Origin of the sequence: Streptomyces sp. NBC_00691 (assembly GCF_036226665.1) — a bacterium.
Lineage (GTDB): Bacteria > Actinomycetota > Actinomycetes > Streptomycetales > Streptomycetaceae > Streptomyces.
In genome coordinates, this window is record NZ_CP109007.1 from 281,487 (window position 1) to 298,967 (window position 17,481).

Consider the following 17,481-nt stretch of genomic DNA (forward strand, 5'->3'; position numbering starts at 1 on the left):
CCCCGCCATCGATCCCGAACCTACGGTGACGGCGAGTCAACGGGCCACGCCACGAGTCGACCGGCGTGCTGCAGAGCCTGGTTGGCGAAGAGCCGCCGGCATCGCTCGCGGCGGCATGACGAGAGGACGAAAGAGATGCGTTCGCATTCCTTCCACAGGGGGACCCTCGCGCTGCTGGCCGCGGTGGGACTCCTCGCCGTCGGCAGCACGGCGGTGTCGGCGCAGCCGGCCACCCAGCCTGCCGCACCCACCGGGACGGCCGCCACCGCCCCTGTCCTGCAGACGGCAGGAGCAGGGACCGGTGCCGGTGCGCAGCGTGCGGCCGACGTGGTCCAGACGTTCGCGAACATGGCCACCGGATCCTGCCTCGACGACAGCCAGCAGTTCGGCCTGCGCGGCTACGGCTGCAACGGGGGCGTCTACCAGAAGTGGAACGTGCACGTGTGGGGTGACGGCACCCGTCAGCTCCGGAACCTCGCGACCAACGAGTGCCTCTTCGACGACGGCTTCACGCTGGACACCCGTGCCTGCAACTCGTCGCGCGAACAGAGCTGGTTCGCGCACAAGAGCGGTGACCGGGTGACCTTCCAGAGCCAGGCCACGAGCGAGTGCCTGGACGACAGCCAGTACGGGCTGCGGACGATCCAGTGCTCCTACAACCGCAACCAGACCTGGCGCTGACTCCGGCCCCGCCCGGTCAGGAGACCTGTCCCCACGGGGGTCGGGGACAGGTCCTGGCCGGGCGGCTGCAGCGGGGCTGACGACGTTTCCGTCGCCGAGGCCGATGAATCCGGCCCAAACCCTTCCGACACACGAAGGTCTGTGCAATTTTACATGTCACACATCATCGCCGCGTTCCTCGACACGTGGCTCCAACGGCCCCGGAGGCCCCCACAGATGCATCCGTTCCGGATATCGAGAGCCGACGCGCGCAGACTTCCCGCGCTCGGCGCAGCCGTCCTCCTCGCGCTCGGCCTGCTCGCCCCGCAGAGCCAAGCCGCCTCCGCCGGCGCCGGCACACCGGCCCGTGCGGCCGCCCAAGGCCCCGCGGCCCCGGCGCCGCGGTCGATCCCGGTGCCCAAGTCTCCCGACGCGATGAGCACCAGCCCGCGCTTCCGGATCTCCTCGCAGGACAGCACCGAGGAGTCCGCCCCGGCACCCGCCCCGACCGCCAAGGCGATCAAGGTCGGCAAGCAGTCGTCGGCCGCCGCGGCGGCCGAGTGCGGCGACCTCTCCGGCGTCATCGACGCCACCGGCAGCCTGCTGGTCCAGCGGCTCACGTCCCTCCCCCGGATCAACTGCACCTACCCGCTGTTCGAGCTCACCGGCGAGAACGCGCGCAAGGCCTTCCGCGAGGCCCAGATGGTGACCGTCGCCGACGCGCTGCGCGACGCCTCCGCCACGTACGCGGGCAGCAACAACGCCTCGATCGGCCAGCTGGTGCTGTTCCTGCGCGCCGGCTACTACGTCCAGGACAACCACTCCGATGTCGTCGGCGACTACGGCACGGCGCTCGACACCGCGGCCCGCGGCGCGCTGGACGCGTTCTTCGCCTCCCCGCGCAGCAAGGACGTCACCGACGCCAACGGCGAGATCCTCAACGAGGTCGTCACGCTGATCGACAGCACCCACACGGCCGGACGGTACGCCGGCGTCGTCAAGTGGATGCTCGGCGACTACAGCGGAACCTGGCCCGGCCAGATGAACCTGGCCATGCAGCACGTCGAGTGGGTCGTCGAGAACGGATTCAAGGCCAAGGACGACGCCCGCGGCTGGCGGGCGGCCCTCAAGGCCGACCCCACGATCCTCGACACCTGGGCCGGCTTCATCACGCGCAACGGCGCGCAGCTGAACCGTCTGGACGTCGTCAGCAACGTCGGCCGCCACCTCGGCCACGCACTCGACATCCCTGAGCTGAGGGACCGGCTCCGGCCGCTGCTCAAGGACCTGATCAACCGGTACCCGAACGTCGGCCCGACCGCGCCCATCACCATGAACCTCGGCTGGTACACGCGCCAGTACGACCGGAACAACTGCGCGGCCTACGCCATCTGCGACCTGCGCGAGCGCGTGCTCCCGGCGATCCTGCCGATCCAGCACACGTGCACCCCGGGCCTGAGGATCCGCGCCCAGGACATGTCTCCCGGCCAGCTGGCCGGCACCTGTACCAGCCTCGTCAACCAGGACGCCTACTTCCACCGCGTCATCGGCGACAAGGGCCCGGTCCCCGGTGACGTGAACACCGACCTGGAGGTCGTCGTCTTCGACGACTACACCCAGTACGCCCTGTACGCCTGGGCCATCTACGACATCGACGTCGACAACGGCGGCATGTACGAGGAGGGCGACCCGGCCGCCGCAGGCAACCAGGCCCGCTTCATCGCCCACGAGGCCCACTGGCTGCGCCCGGACTTCCAGATCTGGAACCTCAACCACGAGTACACCCACTACCTCGACGGCCGCTTCACGATGTACGGCGACTTCGAGGCGGGCATGACCACGCCGACCATCTGGTGGGTCGAGGGCATCGCCGAGAACATCTCGTTCGGCTACCGGAACGAGCGCAACGCCGACGCGATCGCCGAGGCCCGCACGAACACGTACCGGCTGAGCGAGCTGTTCGACACCGTCTACGGCCAGGACGAGGACCCCGAGGTCAGCTCGAACCGGGTCTACCGCTGGGGCTTCCTAGCGGTCCGTTACATGCTCCAGGCGCACCCGGCCGACGTCGAGACCGTGCTGGACGAGTACCGCGCCGGTGACTGGACCGGGGCCCGCTCCTTCCTGAAGGAGACCATCGGCACCCGCTACGACGCGGGCTTCGCGACCTGGCTGGCGACCACCTGCGCGACCGCCGACTGCGGTCCGCTGCCGGAGGCCACCCCGGCCGCGCCCGCCCCGCTCTGCACGATCAGCGACTCCCGCCAGTTCGACCAGAACTGCCGTCGGGACGATCTCTCGGCCGCCGCCGGCGGCTACAGCTACCACTTCGTGTACCTGCCCGCCGGCGTCAAGCAGCTGACCATCACGAGCAGCGGCGGCACCGGCAACGCCGACCTGTACTACGGCGGCGGCAGCTGGGCCACCACCGGCAGCTACACGGCGAAGTCCGTCAAGGCCGGCAACGGCGAGACTCTGACGATCGACAACCCGCCGTCCGGCTGGGTCTACTTCAGCCTCGCGGCCGCGCAGGACTTCAGCGGTGTGAGTCTCTCCACGCAGTCCAAGTGAGCCGGTTCGCCGGGACCGGCCGGGCCGTTGACACCCGGCCGGCCCCGGCGAACGGGGGACGGCACATACGAACGGCGCATGTACGGCGCGTACGGGGAGCCCGTACGCGCCGTACATGCGCCGAACCGCCCACTGGGCCTTCGTCGCCGCCGCGGTGGTACGGGTCAGGCGACCAGCTCGTAGATGCTCCGGCCCATCACCCACAGACCGACGAGCAGGGACAGCGTGACGATCAGCTGCTCCTGGTGCCGCTGCAGCCAGCTGCGCAGAGCGTTCAGCCGGGCGTGCGCGGCCTCAGGCGCCCACACCGCGTACATCTCCATCACGATGAGGCTCAGCGTCGCCAGCAGGCAGTAGCCGCTCAGGGCGAGCCAGTCGTCGAGGGTGGAGAGGTCCGCGTCGACGGCGGTCGCGGCGCCCACGCCGACCAGCCCCCACGGCTGCAGCAGCCAGGCGAGGGCGGCCGCGGTGACCAGGGAGGCGTCGTCGATCCGGGCGGCCCAACGGGGCGGGCCGTGCGGGCGCGGCGGGCGGCGCCGGCGGTGCGCGCCGTACACCACCAGTGCCACGCCGATGACGAGTTTCGCGACGATCGCGACCGTCGACGGCGTGCTGTTGTGCTCGGGGGGCTTGCCACCGGTCAGCAGCACCACACAGGCGATCACGGCGACGATGTTGACCAGCCACGACAACAGGAACGCCATCCCCTTGCGGAAACCGCGTCGCGACGAGAGCAGGAGGATGAAGGCGCTGTTGTGCAGGGGCCCCAGGCTGATGGCCGTACCGATCACGATCAGGTCGAGGACCATCGAATCAGCCGCTCCCGGAAGTGAGGGTGGTGTGCCGGTGGACGGGCGGGCCGGCAGAGTCGGGCGGCGCCGGTGCGGGTGCCGCATCCCGACTTTGCAGGTGGCGAAGGGGCCGGTCAAGCAGGCCACGCCCGCACGTCACCCGCGTTCACCGGACCCCGTGCTCTCCGTCGACGCCGGCTGTGCGCGCTCGTGGGGCCGGGAGCCACCGTCACCGACCCGGCGTGTCGCAGGGCGGACGCGTCAGTCCACCGGTTCGTCGACAGCGGAGTGCTCGCGGTTTCCCTTGCCTGCCTCGCCCCGGCGTCCGGTTCCCGCCACGTCGGTCGGGGGCACCTCGGAATCGGGCCAGTCCGGTACGGGTATGGCCAGGGGATCCTCTCCCTGCTCCGCCTGCTGGTTCTGCGGGTCGCGGGGCAGTGGTCCGTCCGCCTCCTCCGGTTCGTCCGGTTCGTAGCGCGTATCCGTCTCGTGGCGCCGGTCCGTCTCATCCCGCCCATCGCGCCGGTCCGTCCGACCGGGCTCCTGCTGGATGCTCATTCGCGCTCTCCTTCCTCTGATGGCGGTCCTCCCTGACGGAGCCGCCGGGCCACGGGCGGCATCCCCTCAGGCGGCCCTCGCCGCCCGGGTGCCGGACCCGTCCCTTGGCGGCTGACCGCAGCGCTGTCAGGTAAACCCCCGCGCCACACGAAAACGGTGCCCGCGCCCCAGCCCCCAGCCCCCATCCGGGGACGCTCCCCTCGCCGGGTTCCGCCGTGCCCCTGTGGTGTCCACACCTCGGGGGATACCTGGTGAATTCGCCGTCCTCCTCCTCCGTGGTCCTCGCGAGCAGTCGCCTCCGGTTCACCGCGCGCGGGCGGGGTCCCGCTTCACTCGCTCGGGCCGCGGACCATACTGGTCGGGCCCTGATCGCCCACCGAACGGTTCCATGGACAAGAACAGCACTTCATCGACCACCGTCCCCGACACCGCCTGGCTCGGGCGTGGGCGTCACCTCGGGCCCGAGCCCGAGCGGGACGTCCGGCGCAACCTGCTCGCCCTCAAGGCCGCCCAGGTAATCGACGACTTCCTGGACCTCGACCCCGTCGAGGCGGCGCGGTCCACCGACCTGTACCCCCGGGACGCGTCCGCCGACCCCGGCCCGTCCGCCCGTCGCGTCTTCGAGGCCCGTTGGCGTGTGGCCGACGACGTGACGGTACGTGCGCAACTGGTCACCTACGCGACCGGGTCCCGCCGTGCGAAGAGCGAAGGTGTCGACTGGGTCCTCGCCGCCGAGGCCGAGCGGGCGTGGCATGCGGGCTGGCCCTCGCCGGCCACCGTGTTCTGGCCCGACAGCGACCAGATCGCCTGGGACCACGTGCCGGTGGAGGACGTGCGCCTGCGAGCGACGAACCACCTGCCGAAGGACGACGACGAGTTGCGCCGCCTGCTGCGGGCCTGCACCCGGCAGAGCTGGTCCCTCCATGTCGTGGTGCACGAGGCGATGACGCCGGACGCCCTGGGCCGCCGGCCGATCACAGCGTTCCTGCCGCCGAGCCTGCGGCACCGGGTGGTCGAGCACCGGGCCACCCCGGACCAGGCGCTGATCGCCGACTTCGTGATGAAGCGTGAGCTGGGCGTGGGGATACCGCGTGGCGGCGCCGTCCTCCTGCCCCCGACGCCGCGGCCACTGGCGTACGACGCGGAGCGCTTCACGGTGCGCGATGTCTTTCTGGACGGCACGGAGCCCACCCAGCTCCTGGCCAAGATCGAGGAGTTCGCCGCACTGCCCCAGCCGATGCCGGCCGATGCCGAGCAGGCCCTGGCCCGGCTGCGCCAGGGCTGGCACCTGCTCACCCCCGACGAGGAGCTGGCCCACGCACGGGCCATGGTCACCAGGTACGCCAAAGCCCTCGAAGCCATGACAGCCTCCTGCGACCTCTACCGGGAGGCCGCGGAGTCGGCGCTCGGTGCCCTCGCCGAGGCGTCCGGCGGCGACGGCGCGCCCCGGACGGCATCGCCCTCCACGGCCAAGGAGGAGCCTTCGCCGTGGAAGGCCCTCACGAAGACGCTCTCCCGTTTCCGGGGCCCGAATCCCCCGGCACCGGACACGGAGGTCCCGGAGCAGCCGCACAACCGGTGAGCTGCGACCCTCCGCCACCACGTGGTGGAAGGGGGCGTCGCATCCCCCGGTCGGGTGAGGCGACGTCTTTCGGAGCGTGAACCGGGGGCGCCTGGTGGATCGCCGGCGACGGAACCACCAGGGCCCCCGCGCGCGTACTCCCGTACGCGCATGCGCAGGTCGGTACGCGCGCGGGAGCCGGTGCGGGGGCCGCCTCGTCGGCCCGGTGAGCGGGTCAGCCGCCCTCGGTCTCGAAGGTGCGCAGCAGGTCGGCGGCGACGCTGACGGCGATCGTGGCGGGCTCCTTGCCGTTGATGTCGCCGAGCCCGATCGGGGTCTTGATCCGGTCGATGGTGGACTCGGCGTGACCGCCCTCGGTGACCAGGCGTCTGCGGAAGCGCCCCCATTTGGCCGCCGACCCGATCAGCCCGATCGAGCCGAGATGGGTGGTGCGCAAGGCGGCGTCGCACAGCGCCGCGTCCTCGGCGTGATCATGCGTCATGATCAGGACGTGGGTGCCGTGCGGCAACGTCTCGAGCACTTCCTCGGGCAGCAGCGGTGTGTGGTGCACGTGGAGCTGAGCCACCGCGTCCGCCAGTACGTCGAGCCGCTCCGCGGTGAGGAGGTCGGCGCGGGTGTCGATCAGATGGAGGTCGAGGTCCTGGCGGGCGAGGATGCGCGCCAGTTCCATGCCGACGTGCCCGACCCCGAAGACGGCCACGGCTCGTACCACCGGCAGCGGTTCGAGCAGCACGGACACCGTGCCGCCGCAGCATTGCACGCCGTGCCGGTTGGCCACCTTGTCGTTCAGCGCGAAGTCGAGCAGCTCCGGATCGTGTTCGGCCGAGCCGATCATCTCCCGGGCCCGGTCGATCGCGACCGCCTCGACGTTGCCGCCGCCGATCGAGCCCCATGTCTCGGTCCTTCCCACCACGAGCTTCGCACCGGCGTCGCGGGGTGCGTGGCCGCGCACGGTCGCGACGGTCACCAGCACGCCGGGTTCCCGGCGTGCGCGCAGCCGGGTGACCGCGGCGACCCATGTCATGTCAGGCACCACTCAGCGCTTCTGCCTCGGTGCGGGTCGGCCCGTCGGCGGCGGGCCCGTTGCGGGTGCCGCCGTGCGGTGCGTCACCGTTCCGCGCGGCGTCGTTCCGGCGGGCCGCCTGGATCGCCCAGTAGACCGCCTCGGGCGTCGCGGGCGACGCCAGCTCGACGCCGGCCCCGCTCGGGCCGAACGCGCCGGCGGCCTGCCGCAGCGCCTCCCGTACCGAGAACGCCAGCATGAGCGGAGGCTCCCCCACCGCCTTGGACCCGTACACGGCGCCCTCTTCGGTGGCGTTCTGCAGCAGCGTGACGTGGAACTCCTCGGGCATCTCCGAGAAGCTGGGCAGCTTGTAGGTGCTCGCGGCCTGCGTCAGCAGCCTGCCGCGGTACGGACCGTCACTGGCGTCCCACCGCATGTCCTCGAGCGTCAGCCAGCCCGCACCCTGCACGAAGCCGCCCTCGACCTGACCGATGTCGATCATCGGGGACAGGCTGTCGCCGACGTCGTGCACGATGTCCACCCGCCGGATGCGGTACGCCCCGGTGAAGCCGTCCACCTCGACCTCGGCCGCGGCGGCGCCGTGGGAGAAGTACTTGAACGGCGAGCCCTGGAACGCCTTCGCGTCCCAGTGCAGACCTTCGGTGCGGTAGAAACCGGCCGCCGACAGCTGTACGCGCTGGAAGTACGCGGTACGTACGAGGTCGTCCCAGGCCAGCTCCTGGTCGCTGCCCAGGGTGCGGGCGACACCCTCGACGATGCGTACGTCCGAGGCGTTCGACCCCAGCCGGGTGGCCGCCACCAGGAGCAGCCGATCGCGCAGCTGCTCGCAGGCGTTCTTCACCGCGGCGCCGTTGAGGTCCGTGCCCGCGCTCGCGGCCGTGGCCGAGGTGTTGGGCACCTTGTCGGTACGCGTCGGGGCCAGCCGCACCTTGTGGAGCGGGATGCCCAGCGTGGTCGCCGCCACCTGGAGCATCTTGGTGTGGAGGCCCTGTCCCATCTCGGTGCCGCCGTGGTTGATCAGGACCGAGCCGTCCTTGTAGATCAGCACCAGCGCGCCGCCCTGGTTGAAGGCAGTGAGGTTGAAGGAGATCCCGAACTTGATACCGGTCATCGCGAGCGCCCGCTTGGTGTGCGGATGCGCGGCGTTGAAGGCGGCGATCTCGCGCTTGCGGTCCGCGATGCCCGCGTCGTCCTTGACCTGCTGCCAGACCGCGGCGATCCGCTCGGGCTGGACGACCTCCTGACCGTACGGAGTCGACTGCCCCCGCCGGTAGAAGTTGCGCTCCCGCAGCTCCATCGGATCGAGGCCGAGCAGGGGTGCGCACCGGCCCATGATGTCCTCGATCACCAGCATGCCCTGCGGTCCCCCGAAGCCGCGGAAGGCCGTGTTGGAGACCTTGTTGGTCCGGGCGATGCGGCCGGTGATGCGCGCGTTCGGAATCCAGTAGGTGTTGTCGATGTGGCACAGCGCCCGGGCGACCACCGGCTCGGACAGGTCCAGGCTCCAGCCGCCGTCCGCGGTCAGGGTGGCCTCCAGGGCCTGGATCCGGCCGTCGGCGTCGAACCCGATCTTCCACCGGGCGTGGAACCCGTGGCGCTTGCCGGACATGGTCAGGTCCTGCGTCCGGTTGAGCCGCACCCGGACCGGCCGCCCGGTCAGCTTGGCGCCGAGCGCGGCGACGGCCGCGAACCCGTGCGGCTGCATCTCCTTGCCGCCGAAGCCGCCGCCCATCCGGAGGCACTGCACCGTCACCTCGTGGCTGTGCAGCCCGAGCACATGGGCGACGATCTCCTGCGTCTCGGAGGGATGCTGCGTACTGCTCTGGACGAACACCTGCTCGGCCTCGTCGATGTGGGCCAGCGCGGCGTGCGTCTCCAGGTAGAAGTGCTCCTGATCGGAGAACTGGAGCTCACCCGCGAACACATGCGCGGAGTCGTCGAAGCCCGCGTCGACGTCGCCGGTCAGCATCTCGGGACGGGCGCCGTGAAAACTGCCGGCCTCGATGGCCTCCCGCAGTGTGACCAGCGAGGGCCGCTCGTCCAGTTCCACCTCGACGGCCGCGGCGCCGAGCCGGGCCGCCTCCAGGGTCTCGCCGAGCACCCACGCGACGGCATGACCGTGGAACATGACCGTGTCGGGGAACAGCGGCTCGTCGTGCTTCATCCCGGCGTCGTTGACACCGGGCACGTCGGCAGCGGTCAGAACGCGGACCACGCCGGGCACGGAGAGCGCGGACTCGGTGCGCAGCGCCGTGATCCTGCCGTGGGCCTTCATGACCTGCACCGGGTAGGCGTGCAGGACGTCCTTGGTGCGGTGGACCAGGTCGTCGGTGTAGAGCGCGGCGCCGGTGACGTGCAGCGCGGCACTCTCGTGCGGCATCGGGACGCCGACGACCGGCTTCTCCGGACGCTGGGACAGATGGCTCATGCCGACACCGCCTCGGTGGTCTGCGCGTACGTCTTCAGCAGGGTCTGGCCGAGCATCGCGGAGCGGTAGTCGGCGCTGGCACGGTGATCGTTCATGGGGGTCCCCTCGACCCGCAGCACCTCGGCCGCGGCCTCGACGGTACGTACCGTCCACGGCTCGCCCTCCAGGGCCGACTCGGTCGCGAGGGCGCGGATCGGGGTGGCGGCCACGCCGCCCAGGCCGATGCGTGCCTTGCGTACGATCCCGTCCTCGATGTCGAACGCGAAGGCGGCCGCGACGCTGGAGATGTCGTCGAAGCGTCGCTTGGCGATCTTGTGGAAGGCGGTGACCGGCGACAGCGGGAGCGGGATCCGTACTGTTCGGATCAGTTCGCCGGGGCGGCGGACGCTCTGCCGGTAGCCGGTGAAGTAGTCCGCGAGGGGTACCTCGCGCTCGCCGTCGGCGTCGGCCAGCACGAGTGATGCCTCCAGCGCGAGCAGTACCGGCGGGCTGTCTCCGATCGGGGAGCCGGTGCCCAGGTTGCCTCCCAGGGTCGCGCCGTTGCGGATGAGCCGGGACGCGAACTGCGGGAAGAGGTCGGCGAGGAGAGGGACACCGCCGTCGAGGCGACGCTCGATCTCGGTGAGCGTCAGCGCCGCCCCGATCTCCATGGAGCCGGACTCGGCCCTCAGCTCGCGCAGTTCGGGCAGACGGTCGACGGCCACCACGCAACCGGCCCGGCGCGAGCGGATGTTGACCTCCACGCCCCAGTCGGTGGAGCCGGCGACGACCACCGCTTCGGGGCGCTCGCGCAGCAGCCGCAGCGTCTCGGCCAGGGTGTCCCTGCGCAGGAACGCGCTGTCGTCCCGTACGTACTCGGTGGCGACCGGCGCGGGCGGGGCCTGCTCTCGGCGCCGGCCGAGAGGGTCCTCGGCGCTGGGCGTGCCGACGGCGAAAGCGGCGTCGCGGATGGGGCGGTAGCCGGTGCAGCGGCAGAGGTTTCCGCTCAGCGCGTGCAGGTCGAAGCCGTTCGGACCGTGCTCGTGGTCGGTGCGGTGATGGCTGCGGGCCGGGTCGGCGGTGTCTACGCGGGCCGCGTGCTCCGTCGTCCCGCCCGGGTCCGGCTCCGCCTTCGCCCGGCGGTCGGGGCGGTAGTACTCGGCGGCCATGCTGCAGACGAACCCCGGTGTGCAGTAGCCGCATTGGGAGCCGCCGCGGACCGCCATCTCCTCCTGCACCGGGTGCAGGGTGGGCGCCGTGCCGGGCCGGCCCGCAGTCGCGAGGCCCTCCGAGGTGATCAGCTCCTGGCCGTCGAGCGCCGCGGCAGGGACCAGGCAGGCGTTGACCGCCACCCAGTCGGTGGGCTTGTGCACCCCGGGTCGGGCCACCAGCACGGAACAGGCTCCGCATTCACCCTCGGCGCAGCCTTCCTTGGTGCCGGTGAGGCCCCGGTCACGCAGGAAGTCCAGCACCGTGGTGTGGGGAGCGGCGGGGGCGAGGGGCGTTTCTTTCCCGTTGACGATGATCCGCACGGCTACCATGACGGGCCTTCGATGCGGTGCGAGATCGGTCGATTCATCATGTTCGCCAATTTTCGGGCAACTTTCTGTGCTCAGGAGCGCCACGGGACGGGAGCGGGCGCGAAACGGCACGCGACAGCGAGGTGCCGGGGCCGGGCGGTGTCGGCAAGGAAGGAATGTGCCGCGGAGGGGCACAGCGGTACGGCGCGCTGGGCGTACTAGCAGCCGTGCGCGATACGACCCGGGACCCAGACCGTGGTGTGGGCGAGGCGACTCAGATCGGAGCAGGTGTACATCCGCTGGTCGCCTCCTCTCGGTCGCCATGGGTGAACGTTGACCGCAAGCTAACGGCTGGCGCCAAGCAGGTCAAGCACGGCCCGGTGGGGAACAAGCTGTCCGCCCGGTCAGGCGTCCCAGGCACGAGGGCGGTCGAGAACGTCCCACTCGGGGCGGAGCAGCGAGAACACGGCGAGGTCGTGCCGGCGACCTCGGTGGAGGCAGGCGGCCCGGCTGATCCCTTCTTGGGTGAAGCCGGACTTGGTGAGGACGGCGAGCGCGGGGGCGTTGTCGGTGTGGGTCTCCGCCGTGAGCCGGTACATCGGGAGTTCCCCGAAGGCGAGGTCCACCACAGCGTCGAGGGCGGCCGTGGCGTGGCCGTGCCCGCGATGCCGAGCCGCGAGCATCAGCTCGACCTCGGCTGTGCCGTTGACGATGTTCTGGCTGGTCAGCCCGACGTAACCGACAGGGGTCCCGCCAGGAGGGAGGATGAGGAAGTCGTCGCGGTCGTCGTCGTCGATGTCGCGCTCGATGCGCTCGCGCACGGCGGTGAGCGAGCGTGGCCAGATGCCCATCTGGTGGGCGACCACCGGGTCGGATCGCCAGCTGTGCACGAGTTCCGCGTCGTCCGTGTCGAGTGCCGCGAGGCCGATGGACCTGGCCCGCCAGGCGAGCTCCCTTACGGCTTCTGCGTCTTCCTCGCCACCGGCAATCCTGATGTCTTCGGTCATGGGCGGATGCTATGGGTGCAGTGGTGGCCGGACCACCATGTTTCCGCGCCGCCGTACGGCGGCCCCCGCCTCCCGTCCCCCTTCGACCGCGGACCGGTCGACGGTTACTCGTCAGAGCCCCGTCGGGTCGGTGTCGCAGGTGGCGCGGCGCCGGCCGATCGTGACCAGGGCTTCCCACAGGGCGTCGAGCTCGCCGCGGCGAATCTCGTGGATCGCTCCGTCCACGGGTTCGGCGCCCGGGCCCAGCGGCCCTTCCGGCTCCCCGGCGTCCCTGCGGAGAACGATCCCGGTGGGCGGATCCAGGGCACGAAGATCCCGCAGGAGACGGTAGCGGGCGAGGTCGGCCTCGGGGTGCGGCAGGTGGCGGGTGATCACCGCGATGTCGGGCAGCAGCACCCGGGCCTGGGCCAGGGCGATCCGGGGTTCGTAGGCGTGGGCGACGATGCGGAAGTGCGGGCTGGAGTGCACGCGGGCGCGCACCGATTCCAACTCGCCGCCCTCGGGCAGGCCTGCAATCAGCACGGTCATCATCGAAGTCATTGTCTCTCCATCCGGCCGCCGACGCCTCGCCGTGGCGGAGGCGGAGGCCACCTGGCGGGCCCGGCGGTCTCCGGCGCCTCGCCGTGGCGGCGGAGGCCACCTGGCGGAGCCCGCCCTCGCCGGTCGACGCCTCGCAGCCGCCCGCCGCACTCCCCCACCGCCGAAGGAGGCCACCGGTGGTCCCTGACGGCAGGATGGCGAAGGGACGCCGCCGATGGTCCCCGACGGCCGGATGTCGACTCCGGTGGCCCGGCCCCTACGTGGCCGGGGCGGGCGGCCTCGGGAGGGGGCGGGGAGGGATCTCCCGAGGGCGGGCGGGGAGGTATCAACACGCCGGACGGTACGGGGTGGCCTCACCCCTTCGCGCGAATCGAAGCCGCCTCAGTCCACCAGCACCCCCGGGTTGAGGATGCCGTGCGGGTCGAGGGCTCCCTTGGCCGCACGCAGGGCGAGGGCGAAGGGCTCCGGGCGCTGGCGGTCGTAGCCCGGCCGGTGGTCGCGGCCGACGGCGTGGTGGTGGGTGATGGTGGCGCGGTGGCGGTGGAGCACGTCGCCCACGACCGCCTTCAGCTCGTCCCAGAAGGCGACCTCGTCCCCCGGACGGCCTGCGGCGAGCACGGTGAAGTAGGGCGCCGCACCATCGGGATAGACATGCGTGAGGCGGCAGTTGACGGTGGCCGGGTGTCCCGAGATCTTGAGCGCCGCCTCGTCGACCGTCCTGCGGACGTCCTCGATGAGGGCGGGGATACGGTCCCAGGTGGCCGCCGTCTCGAAGGTCTCCGCGACGGCTCCCATCCGCGCCAGGCCGTCCCGGAGGTAGGGCATCCGCAGGAACGCCGACCGCCACGCGTTCACCGCCCCGTCGGCGGGAGCACCGTCCGTGCCGGCCTCGGAGGGTTCGCGTCGGCCCCCGTGGGAGCGGGCCAGGTCGACGGCCTGTGCGAGCCGGGTGTCGACCGGGGCGTCGGCGGACTCGAAGCCCAGGACGAGGACGGCCGAGCCGTCCCGCGCGGCACCCGCCAGTGCCGCCTCGCCTGAGTCGAGCAGTCGGCAGTTGGCGGGGGCGAGGTCGGACTGCGCGAGGGCGCGGACCGCCTCGATCGCGGCGCCGAGGTCGTCGAAGGCGAGGGAGGCGGACGCCTTGTGGACCGGGCGGGCCTGGAGCCGTACCCACGCCTCGGTGATGATGCCGAGCGCGCCCTCCGAGCCGAGAAACATCCGGTCCGGCGAGGGGCCCGCGCCCGAGGCGGGCAGCCGCCACGACTCCGCGGTGCCGGCGGGGGTGACCACCCGCAGCGACTGGACGAAGTCGTCGATGTGCGTGCGGCCGGTGGCGTAGTGGCCGCCGGCCCGGGTCGCGAGCCAGCCGCCGAGGGTGGAGAACTCGAAGCTCTGCGGGAAGTGCCGGAGCGTCAGGCCGTGGGGACGCAGCTGGTTCTCCAGGCTCGGTCCGAGCGTCCCTGCCTGGATGCGGGCTGCCCTCCCCTCGGAGTCGACCTCCAGCACCCGGTCCATCCTGGTCAGGTCGAGGGAGAGCACCCCGCGATGGCGGTCGCCCCGGTACTCGACCCCGCCCACCACCGAGGATCCGCCGCCGAAGGGCACGACGGCGACGCGGTGTTCGCCGGCCCAGTCCAGGAGGTCGCCCACTTCCCTCTCCTCCGTCGGGAACGCGACCAGGTCGGGGATCCGGCCCGGACGGCCGCGCAGGGCGCGCGCGATGTCCCGGTACGCCTTGCCCATCGCGTGGGCCGCGCGGTCGCCCGGATCGGTGCTGATCAGCGGCGCCAGGCTTGCGGGAGGCGGGACGGCGGGTGCCCCGATGCCCAGATCGGCGATACGGGGTACGGGAAGCGGACGGGCCAGGGTTCCGGGCAGCAGGGCTCCCATCGCCACGCACTCGGCATCGTCGGGGTGAGCGCTCTCCCACCCCCAGCCCCACCAGGACCGGAGGGGGGAGGACGGGATCGGCTGCGTCGTCGTGCCGGACATGGGGGGCTCCAGGGGCCGCGAGTGAATTTACCAGTGGGTAAATTACTTACTGATAATATCTGCGCATGGCAACCCCTCGTTCGAAGGCCGGCACCAAGGGCGTCCCCCGGCACGTCCGTCGGCAGCAGATGCTGGAAGCCGCCACGGAGGAGTTCGGAACCCACGGCTACGCCGCCGCCTCCCTGGCCGCCGTGGCAGACCGCGTCGGGGTCACCAAGACGCTGCTGCACCAGTACTTCGGCACGAAGGAAGACCTGTACGTCGCCTGCGTGACGCCCGTCGGGGACGGCCTGCTCGACACGATCCGCACGGCCATGGGCGAGGAGGGGGGCACGACCCCCCACACTCCCCTGCGGGTGCTCGGCGGCATCTTCGTCGCACTGGAGGGGCATCGGGAGGCGTGGTTCGTCCTCTACGACCGTTCCCTGCCGTCCGGCGGCGCGGCCGCCCGGACGGCCGCGAGCTACTGGGCGGCCATCGACGCGCTCGCGGCCGACGGCACCACCGAGCTGCTGCGCGTCGCGGGTTCCACCGACCCCATGGACGCCGACGCGCTCCGCCACGTGTGGACGGACCTGGTCGGCACCCTCGTCCGTTGGTGGGTCAAGCATCCGGAGGAGACCCCGGAGGCCATGACCCGGCGCTGCGCCCGCCTCTTCACCGTCGCCGCCGCACTCACGGCCGACCCTGCACGCCCGAGCTGACCGGAGGACGGGGCGGGAAAGGCCGGAGGATGCCGGTCACATCCCGGTGATGTCCCTGACCCGCCGGAGCACCGAGTCGAGGGCGGCGACGCCGCTGTCGCGCCGCTTCGCCTGCGCCGCCCGGTCCTCCGGAACCAACCGTTCGGCTGTCCGCACGGCGTAGGCGTCCGGGTCCCCGAAGGCGGCCTGCGGCTGCTCTCCCGTCTCCGCGCAGTGCGCCGTGACCTCCTTGACCGCCTGGAGCACGACCGCCCGGTCGACGCCCGGCTGCATGGCGAGCCGCACCTGGAAACGCGCCATCCACTTCTCGCGGTCCTTCTCTCCCGCCGCGTTCGTCGTGCGGTCCTTCTTCGCCACGCGCTCTCTCCCATGTGATCGGCAGCCGTCCGTCATGGAGTGGGACGTCGAGAGCCTTCGGCGGGTTGCCCGAGCGACACGCCCTCCGGTCACCGATCGCCCCCCGCCCATGCGGGGGCGTACCGGAACCTCACCTGCCCACTCTCCACCCGCCCCCATCCCAGGGTGTGTTCACGGCGAACAGCCCAGGGGGCCAAGCCTGATCGAAGGCGGCGCACCAGTGATGTACGGCCTCCACCAGGCTGATCGAAGACCGCGCAGCAGCGTGGCCGCAACGCCGCTTCACCTGGCGGCACAAGGCGTGTCCGCAGTCTTGCGCCCGTCCGCGCCACGGGTACACCATGCATGTGACTGACTGGTAGTTCAGTAGCGCCGTGCCGCACGGGCCGAAGGGCACCCCCTGCCCGTCGATGACGACAGCATGCGACGGCAACGCGCCATATCTACCAATACCCGACTGAACAGGGTGAAATCTCCCGTCAGCGCGCTACGCTCCCCCTCATGCCGACCATGAACATGTCACCTCGGGGTGTCCGCCTCGGCGCGCCCCCTCGGACCGGACCACGCCCGGCCGGGACCACGTCCACGACGAGACCCGCCCGGTTCTCCTTCGTCCTCCTTCTCCTGCTGAGCCTTCTCGGGGCACCGTCCCTGGCCAGTGCCGCGCCACCCAACCCCGCCCGATCGGTCGCAGCCGCCGCGTCGGAGAACAGCGCCGCCGCGGCCCAGGCCCAGGCACGCTGGGGCGACCGGCGACTCGACCAGGTCACGTTCCTCGGAACCCACAACGCGTTCACCAACTACGAGGACTCCCGGTGGAGTTCGGTGTCCCAGTCCGATTCCATACGCCACCAGCTCGAGAACGGCGTGCGTGGTCTGAGCCTGGACACCCACTGGTACGAGCGGAGCAACTGGCTCTGTGTCATCAGCTTCGGCAGCGACTGCTACCCGAGCGACGTCTACCTCTGCCACGGCGAGTGCAAGACCTTCGCCGGGGTCACGTACGCGCTGCCCCGGCAGTCCTTCCAGAGCAGCATGCAGACCGTGGTGGACTTCCTCGCGGCGAACCCCCAGGAGGTGGTGACCATCTTCCTGGAGGACTACGTCAGCGCCCAGCAGCTGGGGAACTCGCTCGGCCGGGTGTCAGGCCTCGACCGACTGCTCTTCCGGCCGGACGCGTGGAACGTCCGCCGGCAGGGGTGGCCGAGGATGACCGATCTCGTGAGCTCCGGGAAGCGTCTGCTGATCTTCAGCGACTCTCCTGACCGTGAGCACCTGGGGGTCATGTACGACAGGGCCTGGACCGTCAGCAACTTCTGGAGCCTCGGTGACCTCGGCAACGACGTCTCCTGTGTGACCCGGTGGTCCGACGTACCCCTGGACCGGCAGGAACCGGGCTTCCGGCGGCTGTTCACCATGAGCCACCACCGGAACGTCCCCACGGTCATCAACGCGGCCCTCGACAACGGGGCCAAACTGCGGGACCGCGTCAACCAGCAGTGCCGCCCGGCGGCAGGTGGCCGCGACCCGAACTTCGTGTCGGTCGACTTCCACCGGATCTCCGACGGAAGCGGCCAGACGCCGGCCTCGATCGTCGCGGAACTCAACGCCGGCAACTGATCTCCCCCGCCGCCTGATGCCCGCTGGTCGATCCACAAGCTCGCCGGTCACCCGCGACGCGGCGTCGCCCGGCCCGTCCGGATCGGCCGTGAGGCCCCGCGGTGCTTCCTGGCCCGTCGCGGGGCTCCTTCCAGCGCACGAGTCCCTG

General features: G+C 71.4%; 14 protein-coding genes. 5 read left to right on the forward strand and 9 right to left on the reverse strand.

All coding sequences use genetic code 11. The features are described from left to right. Positions 1–135 precede the first annotated feature (135 nt). Entirely contained in the window at positions 136–681 is a 546-nt protein-coding gene (locus tag OG392_RS01365) for an RICIN domain-containing protein (RefSeq protein WP_329274544.1), read from the forward strand. A gap of 216 nt (positions 682–897) precedes the next feature. Next, entirely contained in the window at positions 898–3,231 is a 2,334-nt protein-coding gene (locus OG392_RS01370; RefSeq protein WP_329274547.1) for a M9 family metallopeptidase, read from the forward strand. A gap of 164 nt (positions 3,232–3,395) precedes the next feature. Here OG392_RS01370 and OG392_RS01375 read toward each other — a convergent pair whose 3' ends face one another. Next, positions 3,396–4,040: a GAP family protein gene (locus OG392_RS01375; protein WP_329274550.1), complete on the reverse strand. Its 645-nt coding sequence runs from the start codon at positions 4,038–4,040 to the stop codon at positions 3,396–3,398. 243 nt (positions 4,041–4,283) lie between these two features. After that, complete coding sequence (locus OG392_RS01380) at positions 4,284–4,580, reverse strand: hypothetical protein (protein WP_329274553.1); 297 nt, start codon at positions 4,578–4,580, stop codon at positions 4,284–4,286. 388 nt (positions 4,581–4,968) lie between these two features. Here OG392_RS01380 and OG392_RS01385 point away from each other — a divergent pair, with 388 nt between their 5' ends. Further along, complete coding sequence (locus OG392_RS01385; RefSeq protein WP_329274555.1) at positions 4,969–6,162, forward strand: hypothetical protein; 1,194 nt, start codon at positions 4,969–4,971, stop codon at positions 6,160–6,162. Positions 6,163–6,376: 214 nt separating this feature from the next. Here OG392_RS01385 and xdhC read toward each other — a convergent pair whose 3' ends face one another. From xdhC to OG392_RS01415, 6 genes are all read right to left on the reverse strand, one after another. After that, positions 6,377–7,186 carry a xanthine dehydrogenase accessory protein XdhC gene (gene xdhC / locus OG392_RS01390; RefSeq protein WP_329274558.1) on the reverse strand — a complete coding sequence of 270 codons (810 nt, stop codon included), beginning with the start codon at positions 7,184–7,186 and terminating at the stop codon, positions 6,377–6,379. 1 nt (position 7,187) lies between these two features. Next, positions 7,188–9,614 (reverse strand): xanthine dehydrogenase molybdopterin binding subunit, encoded by a 2,427-nt coding sequence (xdhB, locus tag OG392_RS01395; RefSeq protein ID WP_329274560.1) that lies wholly within the window; start codon positions 9,612–9,614, stop codon positions 7,188–7,190. Continuing rightward, positions 9,611–11,134 (reverse strand): xanthine dehydrogenase small subunit, encoded by a 1,524-nt coding sequence (locus OG392_RS01400; RefSeq protein WP_329274563.1) that lies wholly within the window; start codon positions 11,132–11,134, stop codon positions 9,611–9,613. The genes xdhB and OG392_RS01400 overlap by 4 nt, the downstream gene beginning before the upstream one ends. A gap of 383 nt (positions 11,135–11,517) precedes the next feature. After that, positions 11,518–12,120, reverse strand: a complete 603-nt coding sequence (locus OG392_RS01405) for a GNAT family N-acetyltransferase (protein ID WP_329274565.1) — start codon at positions 12,118–12,120, stop codon at positions 11,518–11,520. 111 nt (positions 12,121–12,231) lie between these two features. Then, positions 12,232–12,651 carry a hypothetical protein gene (locus OG392_RS01410; protein WP_329274567.1) on the reverse strand — a complete coding sequence of 140 codons (420 nt, stop codon included), beginning with the start codon at positions 12,649–12,651 and terminating at the stop codon, positions 12,232–12,234. Positions 12,652–13,041: 390 nt separating this feature from the next. Then, positions 13,042–14,652, reverse strand: a complete 1,611-nt coding sequence (locus tag OG392_RS01415) for an FAD-binding oxidoreductase (protein WP_329274569.1) — start codon at positions 14,650–14,652, stop codon at positions 13,042–13,044. Positions 14,653–14,717: 65 nt separating this feature from the next. Here OG392_RS01415 and OG392_RS01420 point away from each other — a divergent pair, with 65 nt between their 5' ends. Next, positions 14,718–15,356: a TetR/AcrR family transcriptional regulator gene (locus OG392_RS01420; RefSeq protein WP_329274571.1), complete on the forward strand. Its 639-nt coding sequence runs from the start codon at positions 14,718–14,720 to the stop codon at positions 15,354–15,356. Between the two features lie 36 nt (positions 15,357–15,392). Here OG392_RS01420 and OG392_RS01425 read toward each other — a convergent pair whose 3' ends face one another. Further along, a complete protein-coding gene (locus tag OG392_RS01425) occupies positions 15,393–15,713 on the reverse strand; it encodes a hypothetical protein (RefSeq protein WP_329274574.1) in 321 nt (106 codons plus the stop codon). A gap of 501 nt (positions 15,714–16,214) precedes the next feature. On the opposite strand from OG392_RS01425, the gene OG392_RS01430 reads away from it, so the two are divergent. Further along, complete coding sequence (locus tag OG392_RS01430) at positions 16,215–17,333, forward strand: PI-PLC domain-containing protein (protein ID WP_329274577.1); 1,119 nt, start codon at positions 16,215–16,217, stop codon at positions 17,331–17,333. Positions 17,334–17,481 lie beyond the last annotated feature (148 nt).